Origin of the sequence: Nocardia sp. NPDC058058 (assembly GCF_042885355.1) — a bacterium.
GTDB lineage: Bacteria > Actinomycetota > Actinomycetes > Mycobacteriales > Mycobacteriaceae > Nocardia.
The window spans coordinates 482,182-503,520 of the sequence record NZ_JBHVSA010000004.1; the positions used below are offsets into that span (position 1 = coordinate 482,182).

General features: G+C 66.4%; 21 protein-coding genes. 9 read left to right on the forward strand and 12 right to left on the reverse strand.

Annotated elements, in window-relative coordinates; translation table 11 throughout:
* Nucleotides 1-25 precede the first annotated feature (25 nt).
* From ACFVUS_RS33310 to ACFVUS_RS33320, 3 genes are all read right to left on the reverse strand, one after another.
* On the reverse strand, nt 26-349 hold the full coding sequence (locus tag ACFVUS_RS33310; RefSeq protein WP_387775749.1) for a DUF1330 domain-containing protein: 324 nt from the start codon (nt 347-349) through the stop codon (nt 26-28).
* Nucleotides 350-481: 132 nt separating this feature from the next.
* A complete protein-coding gene (locus ACFVUS_RS33315) occupies nt 482-1,699 on the reverse strand; it encodes an acetyl-CoA C-acetyltransferase (RefSeq protein ID WP_387775751.1) in 1,218 nt (405 codons plus the stop codon).
* A 108-nt stretch (nt 1,700-1,807) separates the two neighbouring features.
* A complete protein-coding gene (locus tag ACFVUS_RS33320) occupies nt 1,808-2,266 on the reverse strand; it encodes a hypothetical protein (RefSeq protein ID WP_387775754.1) in 459 nt (152 codons plus the stop codon).
* Nucleotides 2,267-2,347: 81 nt separating this feature from the next.
* On the opposite strand from ACFVUS_RS33320, the gene ACFVUS_RS33325 reads away from it, so the two are divergent.
* Entirely contained in the window at nt 2,348-3,736 is a 1,389-nt protein-coding gene (locus tag ACFVUS_RS33325) for a cystathionine beta-synthase (RefSeq protein ID WP_387775757.1), read from the forward strand.
* Nucleotides 3,737-4,016: 280 nt separating this feature from the next.
* Nucleotides 4,017-5,162 (forward strand): AbrB family transcriptional regulator, encoded by a 1,146-nt coding sequence (locus ACFVUS_RS33330; protein WP_387775760.1) that lies wholly within the window; start codon nt 4,017-4,019, stop codon nt 5,160-5,162.
* A 10-nt stretch (nt 5,163-5,172) separates the two neighbouring features.
* Here ACFVUS_RS33330 and ACFVUS_RS33335 read toward each other — a convergent pair whose 3' ends face one another.
* The 3 genes from ACFVUS_RS33335 to ACFVUS_RS33345 all read right to left on the reverse strand — a co-directional run bounded on the left by ACFVUS_RS33335 (nt 5,173) and on the right by ACFVUS_RS33345 (nt 7,366).
* On the reverse strand, nt 5,173-5,628 hold the full coding sequence (locus ACFVUS_RS33335) for a nuclear transport factor 2 family protein (RefSeq protein ID WP_387775763.1): 456 nt from the start codon (nt 5,626-5,628) through the stop codon (nt 5,173-5,175).
* Between the two features lie 204 nt (nt 5,629-5,832).
* Entirely contained in the window at nt 5,833-6,918 is a 1,086-nt protein-coding gene (locus tag ACFVUS_RS33340; protein WP_387775765.1) for an HD domain-containing phosphohydrolase, read from the reverse strand.
* Nucleotides 6,919-6,964: 46 nt separating this feature from the next.
* Nucleotides 6,965-7,366, reverse strand: coding sequence for a hypothetical protein (locus ACFVUS_RS33345; protein ID WP_387775768.1), 402 nt, complete (start codon nt 7,364-7,366; stop codon nt 6,965-6,967).
* A gap of 670 nt (nt 7,367-8,036) precedes the next feature.
* Between ACFVUS_RS33345 and ACFVUS_RS33350 the strand changes: the two genes are divergently transcribed.
* Together ACFVUS_RS33350 and ACFVUS_RS33355 are read left to right on the forward strand one after the other, a co-directional pair.
* Nucleotides 8,037-8,618 (forward strand): transglycosylase SLT domain-containing protein, encoded by a 582-nt coding sequence (locus ACFVUS_RS33350; protein ID WP_387775771.1) that lies wholly within the window; start codon nt 8,037-8,039, stop codon nt 8,616-8,618.
* Nucleotides 8,619-8,856: 238 nt separating this feature from the next.
* Nucleotides 8,857-9,834, forward strand: coding sequence for a hypothetical protein (locus ACFVUS_RS33355; protein WP_387775774.1), 978 nt, complete (start codon nt 8,857-8,859; stop codon nt 9,832-9,834).
* A 69-nt stretch (nt 9,835-9,903) separates the two neighbouring features.
* On the opposite strand, the gene ACFVUS_RS33360 is transcribed toward ACFVUS_RS33355, so the two are convergent.
* Together ACFVUS_RS33360 and ACFVUS_RS33365 are read right to left on the reverse strand one after the other, a co-directional pair.
* Nucleotides 9,904-10,248 carry a DUF6401 family natural product biosynthesis protein gene (locus ACFVUS_RS33360; protein WP_364640340.1) on the reverse strand — a complete coding sequence of 115 codons (345 nt, stop codon included), beginning with the start codon at nt 10,246-10,248 and terminating at the stop codon, nt 9,904-9,906.
* An 87-nt stretch (nt 10,249-10,335) separates the two neighbouring features.
* Nucleotides 10,336-11,511 (reverse strand): acyl-CoA dehydrogenase family protein, encoded by a 1,176-nt coding sequence (locus ACFVUS_RS33365; protein WP_387775777.1) that lies wholly within the window; start codon nt 11,509-11,511, stop codon nt 10,336-10,338.
* 92 nt (nt 11,512-11,603) lie between these two features.
* On the opposite strand from ACFVUS_RS33365, the gene ACFVUS_RS33370 reads away from it, so the two are divergent.
* The gene (locus tag ACFVUS_RS33370) at nt 11,604-12,749 is read left to right on the forward strand and encodes a cystathionine gamma-synthase (protein WP_387775780.1); all 1,146 of its coding nucleotides are present in this window, start codon (nt 11,604-11,606) and stop codon (nt 12,747-12,749) included.
* A 137-nt stretch (nt 12,750-12,886) separates the two neighbouring features.
* Here ACFVUS_RS33370 and greA read toward each other — a convergent pair whose 3' ends face one another.
* Nucleotides 12,887-13,381: a transcription elongation factor GreA gene (gene greA / locus ACFVUS_RS33375; protein ID WP_387775783.1), complete on the reverse strand. Its 495-nt coding sequence runs from the start codon at nt 13,379-13,381 to the stop codon at nt 12,887-12,889.
* Between the two features lie 248 nt (nt 13,382-13,629).
* Nucleotides 13,630-14,046, reverse strand: a complete 417-nt coding sequence (locus tag ACFVUS_RS33380; RefSeq protein ID WP_387775786.1) for a DUF4307 domain-containing protein — start codon at nt 14,044-14,046, stop codon at nt 13,630-13,632.
* A 154-nt stretch (nt 14,047-14,200) separates the two neighbouring features.
* On the opposite strand from ACFVUS_RS33380, the gene mca reads away from it, so the two are divergent.
* The 4 genes from mca (at nt 14,201) to ACFVUS_RS33400 (ending at nt 17,069) form a co-directional block, all read left to right on the forward strand.
* Complete coding sequence (gene mca / locus ACFVUS_RS33385) at nt 14,201-15,115, forward strand: mycothiol conjugate amidase Mca (protein ID WP_364640539.1); 915 nt, start codon at nt 14,201-14,203, stop codon at nt 15,113-15,115.
* Entirely contained in the window at nt 15,112-15,378 is a 267-nt protein-coding gene (locus ACFVUS_RS33390) for a hypothetical protein (RefSeq protein WP_387775789.1), read from the forward strand. Before mca ends, ACFVUS_RS33390 begins: the two co-directional genes overlap by 4 nt.
* A gap of 157 nt (nt 15,379-15,535) precedes the next feature.
* Nucleotides 15,536-16,543: a C2 family cysteine protease gene (locus tag ACFVUS_RS33395; RefSeq protein ID WP_387775792.1), complete on the forward strand. Its 1,008-nt coding sequence runs from the start codon at nt 15,536-15,538 to the stop codon at nt 16,541-16,543.
* 82 nt (nt 16,544-16,625) lie between these two features.
* Nucleotides 16,626-17,069 carry a hypothetical protein gene (locus ACFVUS_RS33400; protein ID WP_387775795.1) on the forward strand — a complete coding sequence of 148 codons (444 nt, stop codon included), beginning with the start codon at nt 16,626-16,628 and terminating at the stop codon, nt 17,067-17,069.
* 3 nt (nt 17,070-17,072) lie between these two features.
* Here ACFVUS_RS33400 and ACFVUS_RS33405 read toward each other — a convergent pair whose 3' ends face one another.
* Nucleotides 17,073-18,482, reverse strand: a complete 1,410-nt coding sequence (locus ACFVUS_RS33405; protein ID WP_387775798.1) for a DUF1254 domain-containing protein — start codon at nt 18,480-18,482, stop codon at nt 17,073-17,075.
* A 300-nt stretch (nt 18,483-18,782) separates the two neighbouring features.
* Nucleotides 18,783-21,293, reverse strand: a complete 2,511-nt coding sequence (locus ACFVUS_RS33410) for a LuxR C-terminal-related transcriptional regulator (protein WP_387775801.1) — start codon at nt 21,291-21,293, stop codon at nt 18,783-18,785.
* Between the last annotated feature and the right edge of the window lie 46 nt (nt 21,294-21,339).

The following is a 21,339-nucleotide window of genomic DNA, read 5'->3' on the forward strand; positions in this document are numbered from 1 at the left end:
GTACCCGCCCTTTCGTTTGCGCGATTCAGCGCTCGAGTACATCGGTGGCGATATGGTCCTCACCGCAGTCCTGGGCCAGAATGGCTGTGCCACTGGCGTTCCCAGTGCGCAGCGGCAGGATCGCCTGGTACGCCGCGGAGCGGTACCAGTCCTGAACCGCCTGGTAATCCGGGAATTCGATGACGACCGCCACCGCGTGCTCCGGCCCCTCCATCGAGACCTGATTCCCGCCGTGCACGAGGAACTTCCCGCCGAACGGTGCCAGGGTCGAATCGATGCGCTCGAGGTACTCCACGATATCGGCGTTGACGTCGACGTCGTACAGATGGGCAATGGCGTAACCGGGCATCTCGCGCTCCTGGAGTGGGACTGCGTTGTTGCCCTTCAGTTTTCCGCCCAGAGGTAGCGAAGTCGATTACCTATTGGGTAATAGCGAACGGTCCCGCACCGAAGTGCGGGACCGTTCAACGTTTTCCGGGTATCAGCTGAGGCGTTCGATGATCATTGCCATGCCCTGGCCGCCGCCGACACACATGGTCTCCAGGCCGAACTGCTTGTCCTGGGTCTGCAGGTTGTTGATCAGGGTGGCGGTGATGCGGGCGCCGGTCATGCCGAACGGGTGGCCCAGGGCGATCGCGCCACCGGAGACGTTCAGCTTGTCGTGGTCCATGCCCAGCTCGCGGGCGGAACCCAGCACCTGAACGGCGAACGCCTCGTTGATCTCGTACAGGTCGAGATCGCCGATGGTCATATTGGCGTTGTTCAGGGTCTTGCGCACGGCCTCGATCGGGCCCAGGCCCATGATCTCCGGCGACAGGCCGGAGACGCCGGTGGCCACGATGCGGGCCAGCGGGGTCAGGCCCAGCGCCTTGGCCTTGGTGTCGCTCATGACGACCAGCGCGGCGGCGCCGTCGTTCAGCGGGCAGGCGTTACCGGCGGTGACGGTGCCGTCGGCGCGGAAGACCGGCTTCAGCGTCGAGAGCTTCTCGTAGGTGGTGCCCGCGCGCGGGCCGTCATCGGCGGTGACGATGGTGCCGTCGGGCAGCGTCACCGGGGTGATCTCACGCTCGAAGAAGCCGGACTTGATGGCATCCTCGGCGCGGTTCTGCGAGCGAACGGCCCAGTGGTCCTGGTCCTCCCGCGAGATGCCGGTGAAGGTGGCGACGTTCTCGGCGGTCTGGCCCATGGCGATGTACACGTCCGGGAGCAGATCGCTCTCGCGCGGGTCGACCCAGGTGGCGTTCGACTCGGCGGTGGCCTTGGTGCGGGCCTCGGCGTCGGCGAAGGTCAGGTTGTGGCTGTCCGGCCAGCCGTCGGCGGTGCCCTTCGGGAAGCGCGAAACCGTCTCGACGCCTGCGGAAATGAACACATCGCCCTCGCCCGCCTTGATGGCGTGGAAGGCCATCCGGGTGGTCTGCAGCGAGGAGGAGCAGTAGCGGTTCAGGGTGACACCGGGCAGGTAGTCGTAGCCCAGCTGCACCGCGACCGCGCGGGCCATATTGAAACCGGCCTCACCGGCGGGCTGGCCGCAGCCCAGGATCAGGTCTTCGACATCGCTCACGGCCAGGCCGGGGACCTTGTCGAGGGCGGCCTGCACCATCTGGGCGGCCAGGTCGTCCGGTCGCATACCCACGAGCGAACCCTTGCCTGCGCGGCCGATGGGCGAGCGGGCGTACGAAACGATAACGGCCTCAGCCATGAGGACTCCTTAAGTGCGGGGGTGAACCACTTCGAATCTACGACGGGTGTGTCGTGCATCAAACATCCGGTATGCCGGTATCCCAATGACTGAACGGTGAAATATCCCTCACTGCACGTCGAACTCGCCCCGCTGGGGGATGTTGGCCATGTCCGTGTAGGAGGTCACCACGATGTGCCCGGGACCGGTGTCCTGGTATTGGGCGTACTGGATGCTGCCGTAGATGCCCGCGACCACGGTTACCCGGTATTCGCCGGTGGCCCCGGTGTTCATGTTCCGCCAGGCGACCGTGGTCACGTTTTCGCACAGCGGCGCGAAGCTGTACTCGCCCGGGCCGTAGCCGACGATCGGGGTGGCGCGCACATTGAAGATGGCGCGTCCCGGCCACTGTGGATCGGTATCGGTCCAGACCCGGACGCTGCCGCCGCAGAGTCCGTCCCGGAACATGGTCGGCACCTGGGGGAATTCGACGGTCCGGGCTTGTGCCGCGGGCGCGCAAACGATCATGGTCGCCCCGGTCAGGCAACCGAGCAGTAGAGCAGCGCGCACACGGGTCGGCGTCCTCATGCGGCGATGGTAATTTCCCGCGAGCGTGAGATCGCCGACGTGCGCGCAAGCCCCCATCTCCTTTCTGCAACGATGAGGGGTATGCGCATTGCTGACTCCGTCGTCGATCTGATCGGAAACACCCCCCTCGTCCGGTTGAACTCCGTGGTGGGCCCGAACTCCGGACTGGTCGCTGCGAAGGTCGAGTACCTGAACCCCGGTGGCAGCTCCAAGGACCGCATCGCCGTCAAGATGATCGATGCCGCCGAAGAGGCCGGACTATTGAAGCCCGGTGGCACCATCGTCGAACCGACCTCCGGCAATACCGGCGTCGGCCTGGCCCTGGTGGCCCAGCAGCGCGGGTACAAGTGCGTATTCGTCTGCCCGGACAAGGTTTCCGAGGACAAGCGAAATGTGCTGCGCGCCTACGGCGCCGAGGTCGTGGTGTGCCCGACCGCGGTCGCGCCGGAGGATCCGGACAGCTACTACAACGTCTCCGATCGCCTGGTGCGCGAGATCGAGGGCGCCTGGAAGCCGAACCAGTACTCCAATCCCGGTGGGCCGGAATCGCATTACGAGACCACCGGTCCCGAGATCTGGGCCGATACCGAGGGTAGGGTCACGCACTTCGTGGCGGGCGTCGGTACCGGCGGCACCATCACCGGCACCGGCCGCTATCTGAAGGAGATCTCGGGCGGCAAGGTCAAGGTCATCGGCGCGGATCCGGAAGGCTCGGTGTACTCCGGCGGCACCGGCCGCCCGTACCTGGTCGAGGGTGTCGGCGAGGACTTCTGGCCCTCGGCCTACGATCCGGCCATCCCGGACGAGATCATCGCGGTCTCCGATGCCGACTCCTTCGAGATGACCCGTCGCCTGGCCCGGGAAGAGGGCCTGCTGGTCGGCGGCTCCTGCGGTATGGCCGTGGTCGCGGCGCTCAAGGTCGCCGAGCGCGATCCCGATGCCGTGGTCGTCGTGCTGCTGCCGGACGGTGGCCGCGGCTACCTGTCCAAGATCTTCAACGATCAGTGGATGAGCTCCTACGGCTTCCTGCGCTCGCGCCTGGACGGTTCCACCGCCGAGGTGCATGTGGGAGATGTGTTGCGCGGCAAGTCCGGTGAGCTGCCGGATCTGGTGCACACCCATCCGCAGGAGACCGTGCGCGATGCCATCGAGATCCTGCGCGAGTACGGCGTCTCGCAGATGCCGGTCGTCGGCGCGGAACCGCCGGTGATGGCGGGCGAGGTCGCGGGCAGCGTGACCGAGCGCGATCTGCTCTCCGATGTCTTCGAGGGCCGGGCCAAGCTCACCGATTCGGTGGCGCAGCATATGAGCGCGGCGTTCCCGCTCATCGGCGCGGGCGAACCGGTTTCGGCCGCGACCAAATTGCTCGAGAGCACCGATGCGCTGATGGTCGTCGACGATGGCAAGCCGGTCGGCGTCATCACCCGCCACGACCTGCTCGGCTTCCTCAGCGACGGAGTGCTTTCCTGACAGCTCAATCCGTTGGGCAGCGCGCATTCCGCTTCGGGCGGCGCGCGCCCGTCATCCCGGCGCGTATTTGGCCGGGATCCACACAATTAGCCGATGCGCTGCCCGTGTGGATCCCGGCCAAAAACATGCCGGATGACGGGGGAAACCGCGAATTACTTCCGTGTGATTTGTGGCCTCGCACTTGGGGATTCGTTTGTGCATCAGAAGTCACAGCGGGGCTGCGGGGTCGGTAACTGGTGCGTTACTGTCCGTTCATGGGCGGCGGGCAGGATCGGCTCGTATGAACTGGAGGCAGGCGCTCACCTGGGTGGCACTGGCGAGCGCGGTGCTTGCCGGTGCGGCACTGCTTGACCGGGTCGGGTTTCCCGCCCCGCAGATGATTCTGGCGATTGTCGTCGGCGCCGCGCTGGCGCTCAGCGGACGGCTGCCGAAACCGCTTCCCGTGCAGGTCAATCTGGGTGTGCAGGGCATGCTCGGGGTGGTCATGGGCAGCTATCTGCAGATTTCGCTGCTGACCTCGATCGGGTGGGATCTGCTGCCCGTCGCGGCGGTCACCGTGGCCACGATCTTCCTGAGCGTCGGGGTCGCGCTGGTATTCGCGCGGGCCACCAAGGTGGATGTGCCGACCGCGACGCTGGGGATGCTGGCCGGTGGCTCGGCCGCCGTGGTGGCCGCGGCCGATGAGCTCGACGCCGATCCGCGCCGGGTGGCGTTCATGCAGTATCTGCGGGTGGCGCTGGTCGCGCTGAGCGCACCGGCGGTCGCCGCACTGCTCGATGATCAAGAGGGAATCGCCTACAGCACAGCCACTCTCGGCGGTTCGGTGACCGATCCCAGCCTGCCGTACTGGATGATCGTGGGCCGCGGCGATCAGGTCGCGGGCATCTCCACCGCGATCATGCTGTGCGTGCTGGGTATCTGGGTGGGCCGCCGGATCGGCCTGCCCAATGCGGCGCTGCTGGGTCCGATGCTGCTCACCGCGGTGCTGACCGCGACCGGTATCAGTCACGGCTACGCGCCCACGCACCTGTTCAAGGATCTGCTGTTCGTGCTCATCGGCTTCGATGTCGGCACCCGCTTCACCCGCAAGGTGGTGCGCGAGATGGCCCGGATGATCCCGGCCATGACCGCCGCGGTGCTCGCGCTGTCGGTGCTGGTGGCCGGATTGGCTTTGGGGCTGGCCTATTTCGTCGATCTGGAGATGTCGGACCTGTACCTGGCCACCACCCCGGGCGGTATCAACGCGGTGCTGGCGACCGCCGACAAGATGAACGCGAATCTGCCCCTCATCACGAGCGTGCAGACCATTCGGCTGCTGCTCATGATGCTCATGCTCCCGGTGTTGATGCGCGCCCTGCGCAGGTTCGGTTCGCCCGCGCCGGTGCCCGCCCCGGCGTGGCGGCCCGGTTCGGACCGAGCCGCCTGAGCCGCGCCGACTACGACGCGAAGGTCCAGCCCGGGACCGTCGTGTCCACACCGGAATTGGCGGCGATGTTCTTGGCGGTATCGGCGTAGGTGCGGAAGGTCCGCACCCGGTGCTGATCGTCGAACGACCACAGATGCAGTTCCTGATCGGCGATCCGGCCGCCGTTCGGCATCACGATGTCGACCCGCATCTCGGTCACCACCTGACCGTCGCTCCCGATCACATCGAGCACGGTGAAGTCCTCGAACTTCCACTCCGACAGCAGCGCGAAGAACTCCGCGACCTGGGCCGGGCCGCGCCGAGCGGCCATATGCGGAGCCCCCGCGAGCTGGGCGCTATTGGATTCCCAATCGGCGTCCCAGGACACGTCATCGGCGAGATGCTCGAGGATGAAGGCGATATCGCCGGTCCCGAAGGCGTTGTAGAGGGAGGTGACGATCTCGGCGTGATTGACGCTGGCGCTCATGGCATGACTCCGTCGAACTGGAGATGAAACCGCTTGCCGGAGAACGATTCTCGGTCTCCGGGAGAAGCTGTCCGAGCTCCCCTGCGGTGTCTCAATGGTCGTCGGCGAGCGCACCCGCCCACATCGGTCGATCGACCTATCCCCGTGCGATGGCGACCTACCGCGTCATCCCGGCCGAAAGCGCGCCGGGATGACGGGGCACACTCAGCCTGGGAGCAGCGCGTGCTCCATCGCGAATACCGCGGCGCCCGCGCGGGTGCGGCGTCCGGTCTTGTCGTAGATGTGCGCGAGATGGTGTCCCACGGTGCGTTCCGAGAGCACCAGCTCGGCGGCGATCTGGCGGTTGGAGAGGCCGCGTGCGGCCAGGCGCAGCACGTCCACTTCGCGCTCGGTGAGTCCGCAGGGGTATTCGGTGCGCGCGGGGCGGAGTCCGGCGGCTTCCACCACGGCCGCGCAGGCGTCGCGGTCCAGACGTCCGGCGGCCGCTTCGGCGGACAGATGGGCCGCCGCCTCGCTCGGTTTGTGCGCCGGGCGGTGCGGGCGTTCCTCGGTCATGGCGGCGAAAACGTCTGCGGCGGCGAGCAATCGGGCCGAGGGGGAGAGGTCGTGCACGCGGACGCCGCGATGGTAGCCGCTGCCGTCGAGGCGTTCGTGGTGTCCGGCGGCGATTTCCGCCAGATCGGCCAGGCTGGGGCAGCGGCGCAGGATGCGATCGGTCCAATAGCTGTGCAGCCGAACCCTTTCCCAGTCGCCGGGGCCGAGTGCGCCGGGGCGATCCCATACCGCGCTGGAGACGCCCGCCCGCCCGATATCGTGCAGCAGGGCGGCGGCTCGCAGGGTGGCGCGTTCGGGGCCGGGGATTGCGGCCAATTCGGCTGCGGCATCGGCCAATTGGGCGACGTGCGCCGAATGTCCAAGTAAATAGCGGCCTTTCAAGTCCACGACCACCGCCATGGCGGTGCACAGGTGGTCCCGCTCGTCGGGCCGGATCACGGTCGGCAGTCCCGGTTCGGCGCGTACGACGGCGGCAAGCAGATCGGGCTCGTCGAGCACGCTCCACACCGGTTCCGGATCGGCGGCGAAGGCGTCGACCAGATCGGGGTCCAGGTGCCCGCCCGCGCGGCGGCGGAGTTCGGCGAGCACGCCCCGGCGGTCCCGGCTCGCGGATGCCAGCACGGTCTGCTCGGCCAGGTGCAGGATGCGCCCGGCCAGTGAGAGCTCGCCGCCGCGGCGCCGTTCGGGCGCGCCGAGCCCGTCCCAGCGCTCCTTGACCTCGGTCAATGCGATCACCGCTGCCTCCGGCAGGCCCAGACGCGGTCCCAGGGCCCTGCTGACCTCACAGACGGATCGGACGGCCGCGGGGGCGCCCCGGGGGCGCTTCGGTAACGAAACGGTCTCGTAGCGCCGCCTGGGTACCCGGAAGCCAGTCTCCGAATCGGCTCAGCTGATCGCGGAAAACATCCGGATCGCCCGGATCGAGCGTGTGATAGGCCCGCTGGAAGGCGATGTCATCGCCGTACGAGTCGGCATTCTCGCTGGCCCGGCTGGTGCAGCCGACCGCGCCGAGCAGGGCGGCGTGGAACACCACGCGCCGGTCGGCCTCGTCCAGACCGAGGCGTTCGGCCACGGCGGTGGCGATCAGGCAGACGGCCAGGCCTTTTTCGAATGGCATTCCGGTGGCCAGGTCGGTGGTCAGGGACAGCGCCGCCAGCACCTCGGCGACCCGGATCGATGCCATATGTCGAGCGTAATGCGCCGATCGCGCCGGTCACAGCGTGTTTTCGGGAATCGTATTCGGTGCGTTTTCCTTTGCTGATCACCGTGATTGGCCCGTGATCGGAGGTTGCTGAAAGCTCGCTAAGTGCGCGCGAAACGCCGAAAAAACAGCCAATCCGGGTATATCGGCAATTAGGGTCTAAATTCTTCTGTGATCTAAACCACTTACTAGTTTGAATTGAATGACCAGGTCAGTGCTTGTATTAATGCAGGTCCTTGGGTCGCCAAGCTAGCTGGTTTACCTTCTGTTCAACTTTGGTTCAGGCTGTGTTAACTAAGCGCAATCAAGCTGTGACCTTGTTGGAAACAGACCACAAGTCTGGTTGACGCAAGGAGATGTCGACACACATGCGGAACGTGAACACGACAACGGTGCGATGAGGCGCCGCGGCCCGAAGCGGCCGGCACGTACTTCGCAAGTCTCCTAGAGCGTCGAGTTTCCCTGGCCCGCAACGGGTCTCACAACAGCAACGCGAAACAGCCCCAGCGCCACCGGTGCCTGTCGAGAGACGCCCGCTTGGTTCCGCGCTGCCTTTTCCAGGCCTGCGAGCCCAGAAACCGAACAGGAATCCAAATTCGCCATGCCCACGAACGCCATGACTGCTCTGCGTGACCCTGCTAGACGTAGCAAGGTGGTTGCCGCCGCCCGTACGGCCGGTACCGCCGCCCTTGCTCTCGGAGTCTTCGGCTCCATTATCACCGCCGCCGGCGCCGCGAACGGCGACGTGCACCCGGTCGCACTGAAGCAGACCCTCGCCGCGGCCGCTCCCGCCGTGCACGTCCCGGCCAATGAGCAGCCCGCCGCGCCTGCCCCGGCCGCCGCCGTGCCCGCCCCGATGCCGGCGCCCGCGCCCGCTCCGGTCGTCCCGGTCGCGCCGCCCGCCCCGTCGTACCCGGATAACCTGGACGGCTGGATCCGCCAGGCGCTGGACATCATGTCCCAGCGTGGCATCCCGGGCAGCTACGAGGGCATCCTCCGCAATGTGCTGCGCGAATCCAGCGGCAACCCGCAGGCGATCAACCTGTACGACTCGAACGCCGCCATGGGCATCCCGTCCAAGGGCCTGCTCCAGGTGATCGACCCGACCTTCGCCGCGTACCACGTGGACGGCACCCCGTTCGATGTCTGGAACCCCGTCGCGAACATCGTTGCCGCCTGCAACTATGCCGCCGCGCGCTACGGTTCGATGGACAACGTCAACAGCGCGTACTGAGCCTGTACCGGTTGACTCCGATCCGCCTGTGAAAAGCCGGTAAGACCCCGTCAGAGCCCTCCCGGAGCATTCGCTCCGGGAGGGTTTCGGCTTTCCGGAAGCGCTGTTCGGCAAATCACAGGCACCCGATTTGGCAACTATTTCGCAAACCGGTGAATCTCATGATCGCCGACGGGTATAACCGCCCTTGGAGCAAGTTCCGGCAACTCGGCCGGAACGGATAGCGAAGGGACGGGGTATGCACACCTCGAGTTTGGCTATCGATATCCAGCAGGGCCTCTCGGACGCGTGGAGTTCGGTCGCCACGTTCGTGCCGAAGTTCGCGGGCTTCCTCGCCATCCTGATCATCGGCTGGCTGGTCGCCAAGCTCGTCGCCCGGCTGGTCACTCGGATTCTGCATCAGGTCGGCTTCGACCGGCTCGTCGAGCGCGGCGGCATCAAGGACATGCTGGCGCGCAGCAGCTACGACGCCGTCGGCATCATCGCCAAATTGGCTTACTACGCAATCCTTTTGATCACGCTGCAACTGGGATTCGGGGTGTTCGGGCCGAATCCGATCAGCACCATGCTGGACGGCATCGTGTCCTGGCTGCCCAGGCTGGCCGTCGCCATCATCATCGTGTGCGTGGCGGGCGCGATCGCCACCGTGGTGATGGACATGATCGCGAATATGCTCAGCGGTCTGTCCTACGGACGCATGATGGGACGCATTGCGGCAGTGTTCATCTGGGGCGTCGGCATTATCGCGGCGCTCAACCAGATCGGGGTGGCGACCTCGGTCACCATGCCGATTCTCATTACCGTGCTGGCGGTCATCGGCGGTGTGCTGGTGGTCGGCGTCGGCGGCGGGTTGATCCGGCCCATGCAGCAGCGCTGGGAAGGCTGGCTCGAAACCATCGAGGGTGAGATGCCCGAGATGAAGGGGCATGCCGAGGCGTTCCAGCGCGGCCGCGAGGATGCCGCCCGGCAGCGCGAGGCGATGGAACAGCAGCGCGCGATGATGGCGCAGCAGGGTAATCAGCGGCCCTTGGGCGGACAGCAGATGCCGCCGGGCAAATGGGCCGAACAGCCCGTCGGCTCACCGGGATACGGCCCGCAGGGTTACGGGCAACAGGGCTATGGCCAGCAGGGTTATGGCCAGCCCGGCCAGCAGGGTCAGATGCCCGATCGCGGCGGTGATATGCCGGACCGTGGCAATCAGCCCGGTATGTACTGACATTCACCAGGGGAAGTGAAGCGGCCCACGTACTTCGAGTACGTGGGCCGCTTCATCGGTGCTGAGCTGTCATTCGCCCCGGGCGAGCGCGCACACCGCGGCCAAGCGCAGGTGCACCCATTCGGCGCACTGCCAATCCTCGGAGTCGTACGGGGCCTGCAATCCGGTCTCGCGCAGATCCTCGAGCAGTCCGCGGGCGTACCCGGCGAGCAGCACGCTCACCGGGACGACGCTCGAATTCTCCACGCCCACTTCGAGAATGTCCCGAATGGCGGCGGCATGCTGATCCACCTGCGCGGCCACACCCGGGAACTCGCGCATGGCCTCGACGGCCGGAGCTCCGTGTGTGCGCTGCAGGCGGTTCAAAGTCTTACGCGCCGAGACGACGAGCAACGCGGAGCCGGGCAAAAACACCTGGTCATGCTAGCCGCCGCCCGGCCTCGGCGGCACCGCCTGTGAGATATAGCGCACTCGCCGCCGCGCGCGCATTCCCGTCGGGCGTCAGCGGAAGGCTTTGGAACCGGTGAGAGCCTCGCCGAGCACCAGCTGGTGAACTTCCGCGGTGCCCTCGTAGGTGAGCACCGATTCCAGGTTGTTGGCGTGCCGCAGTACCGGGTATTCGAGGCTGATGCCGTTGGCGCCGAGGATGGTCCGGCACTCGCGGGCGATGGCGATGGCCTCGCGGGTGCTGTTCAGCTTGCCCGCGCTGATCTGTTCGCCGCGAATCACGCCCTGATCCTTGAGGCGGCCCAGGTGCAGCGCCAGCAGCTGCCCCTTGCCGAGTTCGACGGCCATATCCGCGAGCTTGGCCTGGGTGAGCTGGTAGGCGGCGAGCGGTTTGTCGAAGACCTCGCGGCTGCGGGCGTAATCGATTGCGGCGGAAAGGCAGTCGCGGGCCGCGCCGAGCGCGCCGAAGATAATGCCGAAGCGCGCCTCGGACAGGCAGCCCAGCGGCGCGGTCAGTCCGCGTGCCTCGGGCAGCATGGCGTCGGCGGGCAGCCGCACACCGTCCAGGGACAGTTCGGCGGTGATGGAGGCGCGCAGCGACAGCTTGCGGTGGATCTCATTGGCGCTGAATCCCGGTGTGTCCGTAGGGACTACGAAGCCGCGAATGGTGTCCCGCTCGCCTTCGCGCGATTGTGCCCACACCACCGCGACATCCGCGACGGATCCGTTGGTGATCCACATCTTGGATCCGTCCAGAATCCAGTCATCCCCGTCTCGCCGTGCGCGCGTACGCATTCCACCCGGATTGGACCCGAAATCCGGTTCGGTCAATCCGAAGCAACCCAGCAGCGTTCCGGCCGCCATCCCCGGCAGCCACCGCTGCTTCTGCTCCTCGGACCCGTACTTGTGAATCGCCGTCATGGCGAGTGACCCCTGCACCGAAACCATGCTCCGCACACCGGAATCCACCGCCTCGAGCTCCAAACACGCCAGCCCGTAGGCGGTGGCCGAGGTCCCCGCGCACCCGTACCCCTCCAGATGCATCCCGAGCAGCCCCAGCTTCCCCAGCTCCGGAGCCAACTCCCGAGCCGGGAACGTTCCCGCCTCGAACCAGTCCGCGATATGCGGCCGCAACCGCTCCGCCGCGAAATCGCGCACGGTATCGCGAATAGCCCGCTCCTCTTCACTGAGCAGAGAATCGATGGCGAACAGCTCGTCTACGGTGACCATGCCCACAGCCTAGGATGCCGTCGCGACCATCGGCGAGACCCGGGGCCCGCCCGGGCGCAGGGGCGAATACGCAGCGACTTAGGCTGTGGGGTATGAGCGATCAGCTGGGTTTCTCCACACGGGCGGTGCACGCCGGGTTCGATCCGGACCCTCAGACCGGTGCGGTGAACGTGCCCATCTACGCGAGTTCGACTTTCGCCCAGGACGGCGTCGGCGGGATGCGCGGCGGGTACGAGTACGCGCGCACCGGCAATCCGACCCGGACCGCGCTGGAGGCGAACCTCGCGGCGCTGGAATCGGGCACCTACGGGCGGGCCTTCTCCTCGGGGATGGCGGCCACCGACTGTGCGCTGCGCGCGAATCTGCGGCCCGGCGATCACCTGGTCATTCCGGATGACGCGTACGGCGGCACCTTCCGGCTCATCGACAAGGTGTTCACCCAGTGGGGCATCGAATACTCGGTGGCGCACGTGAACGACGCCGACGCGGTGGCGGCGGCCATGCGGCCGAACACCAAGCTGGTGTGGATCGAGACGCCCACCAATCCGCTGCTGAACATCGGCGATATCTCGGCGCTGGCCGCGGTGGCGCACGCCGGTGGCGCGAAACTGGTGGTGGACAACACCTTCGCCTCGCCGTACCTGCAGCAGCCGCTGCTGCTTGGCGCGGATATCGTGCTGCATTCGACCACCAAGTATCTGGGCGGGCACTCCGATGTGGTGGGCGGCGCGCTCATCACCAACGATCAGGAAATGGACGCCAAGTTCGCGTTCCTGCAGAACGGCGCGGGCGCGGTGCCCGGTCCGATGGACGCGTTCCTGACCCTGCGCGGTATCAAGACCCTGGCGCTGCGCATGGACCGGCATTGCGACAATGCCGAGACCATCGCCGAATTCCTGGCCAATCACCCGAAGATCGCGCAGGTCATCTACCCCGGCCTGCCCGAGCACCCGGGTCACACCGTCGCGCAGAAGCAGATGCGGCGCTTCGGCGGCATGATCTCGGTGCGCGTGCACGGCGGTAAGGACGCGGCCCTGGACTTCTGCGCCCGCACCAAGCTGTTCACCCTCGCCGAATCCCTCGGCGGTGTGGAATCCCTCATCGAGCACCCGGGCGCGATGACCCACGCCTCCACTGCCGGTTCCCTCCTCGAGGTCCCCGCCGACCTGGTCCGCCTCTCGGTCGGCATCGAAGACATCAGCGACCTGCTGGCAGACATCGAACAGGCTCTCGCCTGACAGCTGCACAACCAAAAACGAAGCGCCGCACCGGAATCCGGTGCGGCGCTTCGTCTTTTACTGCTTCGACTTTCCTGCTTCGAACACTGTGGCCCCCGGTCCGTTCAGGACCGGGGGCCGCGAAAGTGCTACAGCTCTCAGCTGTGGTACGGCTCCGCGCTGACCAAGGTCACCTTCATGGTGTTGCCGTTGGGCAGGGTGTATTCGCGGGTCTCGCCGACCTTCGCGTTGATGAGGGCGCCGCCGAGCGGGGAGGCGGGGGAGTAGGTCTCCAGGTCGGCATTGCCGAGTCCCTCTTCGCGGGTGGCGATGAGGAAGGTTTCGGTATCGCTCTCATCGCCGTCGTAATAGACCTTGACGACGGATCCGGGGAGGGCGACACCGGATTTGGTCGGGGCGACGCCGACCTTCGCGTTGTTCAGCAGCTCCTGTAGCTGGCGAATGCGGGCTTCCTGCTGGCCCTGCTCTTCTCGTGCCGCGTGGTAGCCGCCGTTTTCCTTGAGGTCGCCCTCTTCACGGCGCTCATTGATTTCGGCCGCGATGACCGGACGGTTGGCAATGAGCAAGCCGAGTTCGCTCGTGAGCCTCTCGTGCGACTCCGGGGTCAGCCAGGTCACGTTCGTCTCAGTCATCTCGATCACTCCCTAGTAGTTGTCCCCGGCGCATGCCGGGATTTCCCTGATATCCGTTGTCGAAACCGGCCCGGGGGCAGGCATGACAACAGCGGACAGCCAGAGCCATCCTGGGGGAGGTTCCCGACAGCGCCGGCCGTCAATGCAGCAAACACGGCTCCGAACCCCGGAACCGTGTGTTGCGTTATTTTAGCACGAATCGCAAAGATGCAGGTAGAGGCGTCAAAGCGCGTTGAGTACCGGACTTTTCACCCGGCGCGCAGATACGCCGGTACGTCATCGGTGCAGGCGTAGACATTACCCGCGCCGGCCCGAGCGGTCGTTTTCAGGGTGGTCTGCAGCCGGACCGTGCCGCTGTCGGAGGCAGGGACGAGGACTTCGCGGCGGCCGACCTCTTCGCTGTCGGCGGTCATGGCGCGGACAATGCAAACGACCGGTTTGCCCGGATCCTTGCGGGTCACCTTGAAATCCACGCTCACGGTGGTGTCGTCGACGACGGTGTAGCCGAGGCGATCCGGTTCGATGTCCTTGGGTCCGTACTGCTTGTAGCCCACGTAGGCGACGCCCAGACCCGCGATGAGGACCACCGCGCTGATCGCGATCATGACCCAGCGGGGGGTCTGACGCCGCGCTGCCCCGTACCGGCCGACCGGTCTTTCGCTCATGACTGGACGCTCCCGGGGGGTAGGTCGGAACAATTGATGGTCGGATGGAACTATAGGGAATGGAGATCGGCCACCCCCTGCCTGGATCTGGCGGAGAGCAATGAGGTGAAACAGTGATCGGTGAGGTGAACGAGAAGTGAGTGGTCTTCGCCTCATGGCGGTACACGCGCACCCCGACGACGAATCCAGCAAGGGTGCGGCGACGACCGCGCGCTATGCCGCCGAAGGCAATGACGTCCTGGTCGTCACCCTGACCGGTGGCGAACGCGGTGACATCCTCAACCCGGCCATGGATACGCCCGGTATCAAGGAGAACATCTCCGAGGTCCGCCGCCAGGAGATGGCCGCCGCCGCGGCCGTGCTCGGCGTCGAGCAGCTGTGGCTGGGATTCGTGGATTCCGGTCTGCCGGAAGGGGATCCGCTACCGCCGCTGCCCGAGGGCAGCTTCGCGCTGGTGCCCCTGGAGGAGGCCACCGAGGCGCTGGTGCGCGTGGTGCGGAAATTCAAGCCGCACGTCATGACGACCTACGATGAGATGGGTGGCTATCCGCACCCGGATCACATTATGTGCCACCAGGTTTCGGTCGCCGCGTTCGAGGCGGCGGGCGATCCGGAGCGCTTCCCCGACGCGGGCGAGCCCTGGACGCCGTTGAAGCTGTACTACAACCACGGTTTCAGCCTGGCTCGCCTGGAGATCTTCGCGGACGAGTACGAGCGCCGCGGTGAGCCGTTCCCCATGCAGGAGTGGATGGATCGCATGCGCGGCTACGCCCGCGATCGCGGCGACATCATGGGCCGGGTCACCACCCAGATCGAATGCGCCAAGTACTTCCCGCAGCGCGATGACGCGCTGCGCGCGCACGCCACCCAGATCGACCCCAATGGCGCGTTCTTCGCCATCCCGGTCGATCTACAGCAGAAGCTCTGGCCCACAGAGGAATTCGAGCTCGCGAAGACCCGGGTGCGCACCGCCATCCCGGAGACCGACCTGTTCGCGGGTATCGACGATGCCGACACCGAAGACGCTGCCGACACCGAGACTGCCCACACCGAGGACGCCACCCGATGATGCTCACCCTGCTCGCCCAGGCCCAGAACGCCCCCACCGGACCCGAATTCGGTAAGGCGTCCCCCCTGGGCCTGGTGATCGTGCTGGTGCTGCTGGTCGGCACGGTCCTGCTCGTGGTGAGCATGAACCGCCACCTGAAGAACCTCCCCGCCACCTTCTCCCCGGAACACCCGGAACCGGACCAGGAAGCGGACGAAGGCACCGAGCGGGGCATCACCAAGCAGGACCAGGACGCCCCCAAGCCGGAGTCCACCACCCCCTGAGCACCCAACGCGCCGAACGACTTTCGTTCAGATCGCAGCGAATGACAACGCTCGCCTCGAATTCCGGGGCGAGCGTTGGTCATTTTTCGGGATAGGTATTTCTGTGCGACATAGCATGTGCCGCAGTGATTTACGTGAGTCTCGAAAGGTTGTGCGCATGCCGGATATGTTCCGATCCTGGGGAGCCGCGCCACTTGCCGCACCCGTGCCCACGGTTCCGCACCTCGATTTCCCGGCCATGATGAATGGCCTGCTCGGAGCCTTTGCCCCGCACCCCGCCCGGGATCAGGGATTCGACGTCGTCGGCGCGAGTCGGGCGGGCGCGGCGCACGCCCTCGGGTCGCTCGCATTGCCATGGGTCGGTGCCCCGAATCCCGGACCCGTGCAGACCAAAACGCCGAAGAACGCATCGGAGCTGGCGATGTACGGCCTGGATGGTAAGCCGCACGGTCGCGATGTCGTGCAGGACGACATCAACGACTGCTATTTCGTCGGTGCCGAGGCCGCGGTCGCAGATATGTCGGGGGGCCTGATCAGCAATATGATTCACCCCGGCAAGGACGGTGGCTACGTGGTCAATCTGTACGACAAATCGGGCAGTAAACGGGACGTGAAGGTCTCTTCCGCTGATGTGCAGGCCCTGCTGAACCATCACCCGGACCAGGAAGTGCTGTGGCCGGTGGTGCTCGAGGCGGCGCAGGCCCGCATCGAGGGCGGCGCTCCCGGCAACCCCATTCAATTCGGTATCGACAGCCTGGATGAGACCGGGCTCCCGGGGACCGGGTTGCAGGCGTTGACCGGTCATTCGGACACGCTGCTCTTTCCCAACGCGGGCTCGGATCTGACGAAGACGATGGGCTTGGTCAACAGCGGTACGCCCGTGGTGATGGCAACATGGAAATCCATGACACCGCTCGGATTGGATCCGCACCGGGATGGCCTGGTCAGTGCTCATGTCTATGAGGTAATGAGCATGCATAAGGATCCGGACGGCACGGTCTGGGGGCTGGTGAACAACCCGTGGGGACACAACAGATCGCATGGCAACAAGGGTGATTGGGACGTTCCGGCGGTATCCGATGTGCCCGGTTCGAAATGGGTCAATCTCACGCAGGCGATCGACCACGGTGGCATTGCCTCCTTCGCGACGGCCGGATCCTTCTGAGTCGCCGGGCGATGATTCGATTCGGTGACGGGTGGGGGAAATGATGAAACGGGCTGTCGCACTCGTGATCTCGGCTATCGGGGTGGTGCTGGCCGGTGGCGTGGTGCTCGGTGCGTATTCATTCGGATTCTTCCATGAGTCTTGTCCCACAACGGGTTGCGATCTGGAGTTGGCGAAGATACCGCCTGCCAAGGATCCGGATGTGGTGGTCGGCGCGGGGCAGGATTGCGGGTTCTTCCATCCGGATGGGCTGGCCGCTTTTCCTTCGCTGATGGTCTACAAGGTCGATTACAAGGCGGCGGTGGTTCGTGGGTCTCTCACCTGTGGGGCGGCGGTCGCGGCGTTCTCGGAGGCGTACACGCAGGTACGGGTGTTCGACGTGGAGTTCACGACCGCCGCCGGATGGAACTGTGTGGTTGTCGAGTCCGGGGTTGGGCAAACGACGGCACGGTCGGATCAACCGATGGAATGTCGCAGGGACGCAACGGAATTGGTGTTGTTGAATTACAAGCTGCCCAACCCTTGACGGCTATCCCGAGGTGACGGTGGGGGGTTGCCAGGTGTGGTCTATGGCGGTGGGTTTGGGGGCGTAGAGGCGCAGGGTGAGGGTGAATTTGCCGGTTTGGGGGATGGGGAGCCAGTTGGCGGGGGCCAATTCGGGTGTGGGTTGGGCATTTTGGACGATGATGTCGACGCTGCCGTCGGGGTTCTGGGTTACGGGGGTTTGGTGGCCTACCGAGTAGACGCCGGCCGGGTTGGGGATGAGGAAGCCGTCGGCGGCGTAGGCGGTGATGGACCAGAAGGCGTCCACCGGGGGGAGTTGGCCGGGGGCGAAGTGGATGTGGAAGGTGGAGTGCGCGCCGTCGGCGGTGCCGTAGTAGGTGGGGTAGATGGCGTCTTCGGGGACGTTGCCGCCCAGGCCCATGCGGGCCACGTAGGCGCGCTGGTCGTAGTTGGTGCCGTAGCGGCCCGCGACACCGGGGAAGTTCCAGTCCTTGATGGTGGTGGTGGACGCGTCGTGGTAGTCGGTGACGCGCTGCTGCCCGGTGGTGACGGCGGCGTTCAGTTGGGCGGCCGAGAGCTTGTCCGCGGTGCCGCCGGGGGCTATGCCGATGGTGGCGAACCGCTGTAGTGCCGGAGCGTCCGCCGCAGCGGGGGCGTCGATGGCCATCAGCGCGTTCATGCGGTCGAAGTAGGTGCGGCCGTCCATTTTGGCGACGATGTCGACGGGATCGGCGGGGGCCGGTGCTTCGGCAGTCGGATTGCTGCTGCCCGGATCGCGCAGCCATGCGCTCAGCGGTGCGATTTTCAGCTGATCCTGGACCGCGTGCACGGCGGGTAGATCGGCCGCGCCGTTGACCTCGATGCGGCCGAGCATCCAGGCCTGCGGGGTGGGCAGGGCCATCCGAGTGAGTTCGGGTGGCAGCGTCCCGGTCCAGCCGGGCGGGGTGAAGACATAGGTGAACGGCCCGGTGGCCGCACCGGATGTCACCTGCGGGCGCACACTGCTCGGGTTCTGGGCCACATTGGTCCACATGTCCATGACCTGCATGAGCCAGTAGCGACCGGCTTCCATCGCCGGCACCTGCACCACGACCGGTTCGGCGCGCAGATCCAGCCAGGCCTTGGAGTAGAGGGTGTCCTGATTCGGGCGCACCAGTGACCGGTTCGCGGCGTCCGGCAGCGTGCGCGAGTTCTCGAAGCGGTTGGCGGGGGCACTGGTCTCCCGGGTGACATCCATGATTACCAGCGGATAGCCGAATACGTAGGCATCGGCCGCGCCGGCGGCATCGTCCTCGTTCGCCTTGGACGCCGTTGTCCCCGAGGATGATTCGGATTTGCCACAGGCCGCGAGCCCGAGCGTGGTCACCGCCAGCGCGCCCGCGCCGATGAGCAGCGATCGGCGGCCCATCCCGTCGCCCCACACGGCGCGGCTCATAGCGAGCCTCCGTGCCGGAACAGGTCGCCGATCATCGATATCGAGCACCTCATTGCGCACCTCACTGTGTGAATGACCTGAATTGACGATGCCGACTATGCCGCCGGATCGGGTCCGCGCGCCTCACCCCAATGGTGTGAATCGACGGGGCGAAGCGCAGGTCGGCGTATCGGTCATCGCATAGGTCACCCTCTCGCCGCCGGAGCCGGGGCCATGCAGGATGGGGCTACAGCGGACGGCCGCCCGACAAGTCGATGACCGATCACGACCGCCACCCGGGCGGGCCGTCCGCTGCCCGTCTCACAGCAATCCGATGGTGCGGGCGCGCGTGACGGCCTGACCTCGGCTGTTCGCGCCGAGTTTGAGGTACACCCCGCGCAGATGCGTTTTCACGGTATTGATCGACACCCCGAGGTCCGCCGCGATCTGATTTCCGGTGCGCCCCGACGGAAGATGTTTGAGCACAAGCCATTCCGCTTCGGTGAGGTTCGGCGCCGGATACTGCCGCACGGTCGCGGGATGCTGTCGCACCACTTCTGCGAAGGCATCGCCGCGTCCGAACTGCCCCAGGTGGATATCGAGCAGTTCGACCGCCAGCGGGCGATTGAGCCAGGGGCGGATGAGCCGTTCGGGCGCGGAGATCCGCAGTGCGGCCTCCAGCGCCGCGACGGTCTTGGCGGGCACCCGCAGCCGATGCTGGGCCTCGGCGTAGAGCAGCCAGCCGGTGACCGCGGTCAGCGGATGCATCGAATCGGATTGCCGCAGTACCGGTTCCAGCATGGCCCGGGCGGAACGGGACTTGTGCGCGGCGGTCGCGATCAAGGCCTGCGCCACGATGAACTCCGCCGTCCGGCCCAGCGCCGGTCGCGCGGTCGCCAGCAGTTCCTCGGCGGCGCGTATTTCGCGCAGGCGCATCAACTGTCCGACCGTTGCCACCAGCAGCAGTGCCGCGCCGATGGCGGGTTGCGGACCGCGCCGCAGCAGATCGGACAGGCCGGAACGCAGCGCCCGCACCGCCGCGTGCTCTCCGGTCGCCGCGACGCATACCAGCAGCCGCCAGTCGATCTCGGTGGGCAAGGCGTCGACCGGCAGCCCCGGCGGGGCCGGTACCCCGGCCGCCCCGGCGAGATCGCCGACGATGCGCTGATCCCAGACATCGCCCTGGACGACGTGCGCCATCCCGGCGGCGGTCAGTGCGCGGCGCGCGTCCGGTGAATCGAGAATGTCGTTGCGCCTGGCGAATTCGACGGCCTGCTCGGCGACGGTCCACATGGCCGTGATCGACCCCTGGTAGCCGACGGTGACCGCGAGCCGGGCCATCGCCCGCAGCGTCAGGCGCGGGCGCGCGAAATGCTCGGAGATGGTGATGGCCGACTTCAACAGCGCCGCTGCCTGTTCGAAGCGTCCGCGCAGCAGCATGGCGGTCCCGTACTGCACGTAGACGTAGCAGTCGATATCGCTGTTGCCGGTGGCGGCGAAGGCGTCGAGCGGGTCGAGTTCGGTGACGCCGGAGCCGGTGGTGACGGCGGTATCGGCGGCGATGGCGAAATCGAGGGCCGCCAGCCAGGTTGCCGGGACGCAGTCGGATTCCGAATGTCGTTGGGCGCTCAGGAAATCGAGATAGGTCAGATCCGCGCTGTCCGCGCCGCAGGTCAGTGCGTCCACCGCCCGCAGGCGCCAGATGAACGGGTCACCGGCGAGCGCGGAACCGGGTTCGGCGAACTCCCCGAACAGTTCCGCGCCGCGCCCGTCCAGCACCAGGGCGACGCCGCGTTCACGCAGGAAGCGCCGCCGGTAGTCCTGTTCGACAGCGTGCAGTTCCGATACCTCGGATGCGTTGCGCCGGTGCACTTCCGACTCCAGGTGGGCGCGCAGCAGCGGCGGGTATTCGAACCACAGTTCGCCCGCGGCCGACGCGCGGGTGATCGGCACCCCGGCCCGGGGGAGCGCGTCGAGTAGTTCGTGGGTGCGCGCACCGTAGAGCGCGTCGGCGAGTTCCTCGGTGAAGCGTGCGGGAGTGCTTGTGCGCATGAGGAATTCGAGATCGGCCGGTTCGAGGCCGGACAGCGTCTCCCGAATCAGGAAGTCCGCCACCGGTTGGGCGGGTCGCGCCAGTTCGGCGAGGGCGGCGGGTTGATCGTGACCGGCGCTCGTGAGCGCGATGGCCGCGATTCGGGTCAGCGCGGCCCAGCCCCGGGTCAGTTCCATGACGCGATTCAGCACGGCTGGTTCGAGCTCACAGTGATGCTGCCGGAACAGTTGCGCCACTTGGGTTTCGGTGAGGTTCAGCTCGTCGGCGTCGATTCTGCTCAGCCGATCGTGGGTGTTGAGCGTATGCCAGCGCAGTGGCGGATCGCAGCGGCCGGAGATCACCACCGTCGTGGTCGGCGGCGCGTGCCGGATCAGATGTTCCAGGGCGGCGAGCAGATCGGGGTCGGACAGCAGATGCGCATCGTCGATCACCAGCACTGCCGGGTTCGTCCGCGCCGTCAGAGCGGTGGTGAGTCGGGTCGCGTATCGCACGGTGGTATCGGCCCGCTCGCGGATCTCTCCCGAATCAGCATGGGGCGCAGGCATTCCGAGCGCATCGGACAGCGCGGCGGCCACCTCGGCCCGGCGTACGGGATCGCGATCCAGTTCGGGGGTGATGGTCAGCCACGCGACCGCGGTATCGGGCTGTGCGCACCGCGCGAGCCAATCCTGAAGCAGGACGGTCTTTCCGCTGCCCGCGGGGCCGCGAACTATCACGATATGCGCACCCTTGCTGGGGTGCGCCGGGATGAAACGCGTGTCGAGTTCACTCCGGGTCACCGGCTCGCACTGTGCTGCGGGTATTGTGATTTCTTCTTGTTGTGAG

Coding starts and splice junctions, on each gene's coding strand:
- ACFVUS_RS33335 (WP_387775763.1), bottom strand. CDS start 5,628: ATGAGCGCCAGCGTCAATCACGCCGAGATCGTCACCTCCCTCTACAAC.
- greA (WP_387775783.1), bottom strand. CDS start 13,381: ATGACTGAGACGAACGTGACCTGGCTGACCCCGGAGTCGCACGAGAGG.
- ACFVUS_RS33330 (WP_387775760.1), top strand. CDS start 4,017: ATGAACTGGAGGCAGGCGCTCACCTGGGTGGCACTGGCGAGCGCGGTG.
- ACFVUS_RS33370 (WP_387775780.1), top strand. CDS start 11,604: ATGAGCGATCAGCTGGGTTTCTCCACACGGGCGGTGCACGCCGGGTTC.
- ACFVUS_RS33365 (WP_387775777.1), bottom strand. CDS start 11,511: ATGGTCACCGTAGACGAGCTGTTCGCCATCGATTCTCTGCTCAGTGAA.
- ACFVUS_RS33380 (WP_387775786.1), bottom strand. CDS start 14,046: ATGAGCGAAAGACCGGTCGGCCGGTACGGGGCAGCGCGGCGTCAGACC.
- ACFVUS_RS33315 (WP_387775751.1), bottom strand. CDS start 1,699: ATGGCTGAGGCCGTTATCGTTTCGTACGCCCGCTCGCCCATCGGCCGC.
- ACFVUS_RS33395 (WP_387775792.1), top strand. CDS start 15,536: ATGCCGGATATGTTCCGATCCTGGGGAGCCGCGCCACTTGCCGCACCC.
- ACFVUS_RS33320 (WP_387775754.1), bottom strand. CDS start 2,266: ATGAGGACGCCGACCCGTGTGCGCGCTGCTCTACTGCTCGGTTGCCTG.
- ACFVUS_RS33325 (WP_387775757.1), top strand. CDS start 2,348: ATGCGCATTGCTGACTCCGTCGTCGATCTGATCGGAAACACCCCCCTC.
- ACFVUS_RS33405 (WP_387775798.1), bottom strand. CDS start 18,482: ATGAGCCGCGCCGTGTGGGGCGACGGGATGGGCCGCCGATCGCTGCTC.
- ACFVUS_RS33355 (WP_387775774.1), top strand. CDS start 8,857: ATGCACACCTCGAGTTTGGCTATCGATATCCAGCAGGGCCTCTCGGAC.
- ACFVUS_RS33345 (WP_387775768.1), bottom strand. CDS start 7,366: ATGGCATCGATCCGGGTCGCCGAGGTGCTGGCGGCGCTGTCCCTGACC.
- ACFVUS_RS33310 (WP_387775749.1), bottom strand. CDS start 349: ATGCCCGGTTACGCCATTGCCCATCTGTACGACGTCGACGTCAACGCC.
- ACFVUS_RS33390 (WP_387775789.1), top strand. CDS start 15,112: ATGATGCTCACCCTGCTCGCCCAGGCCCAGAACGCCCCCACCGGACCC.
- mca (WP_364640539.1), top strand. CDS start 14,201: ATGGCGGTACACGCGCACCCCGACGACGAATCCAGCAAGGGTGCGGCG.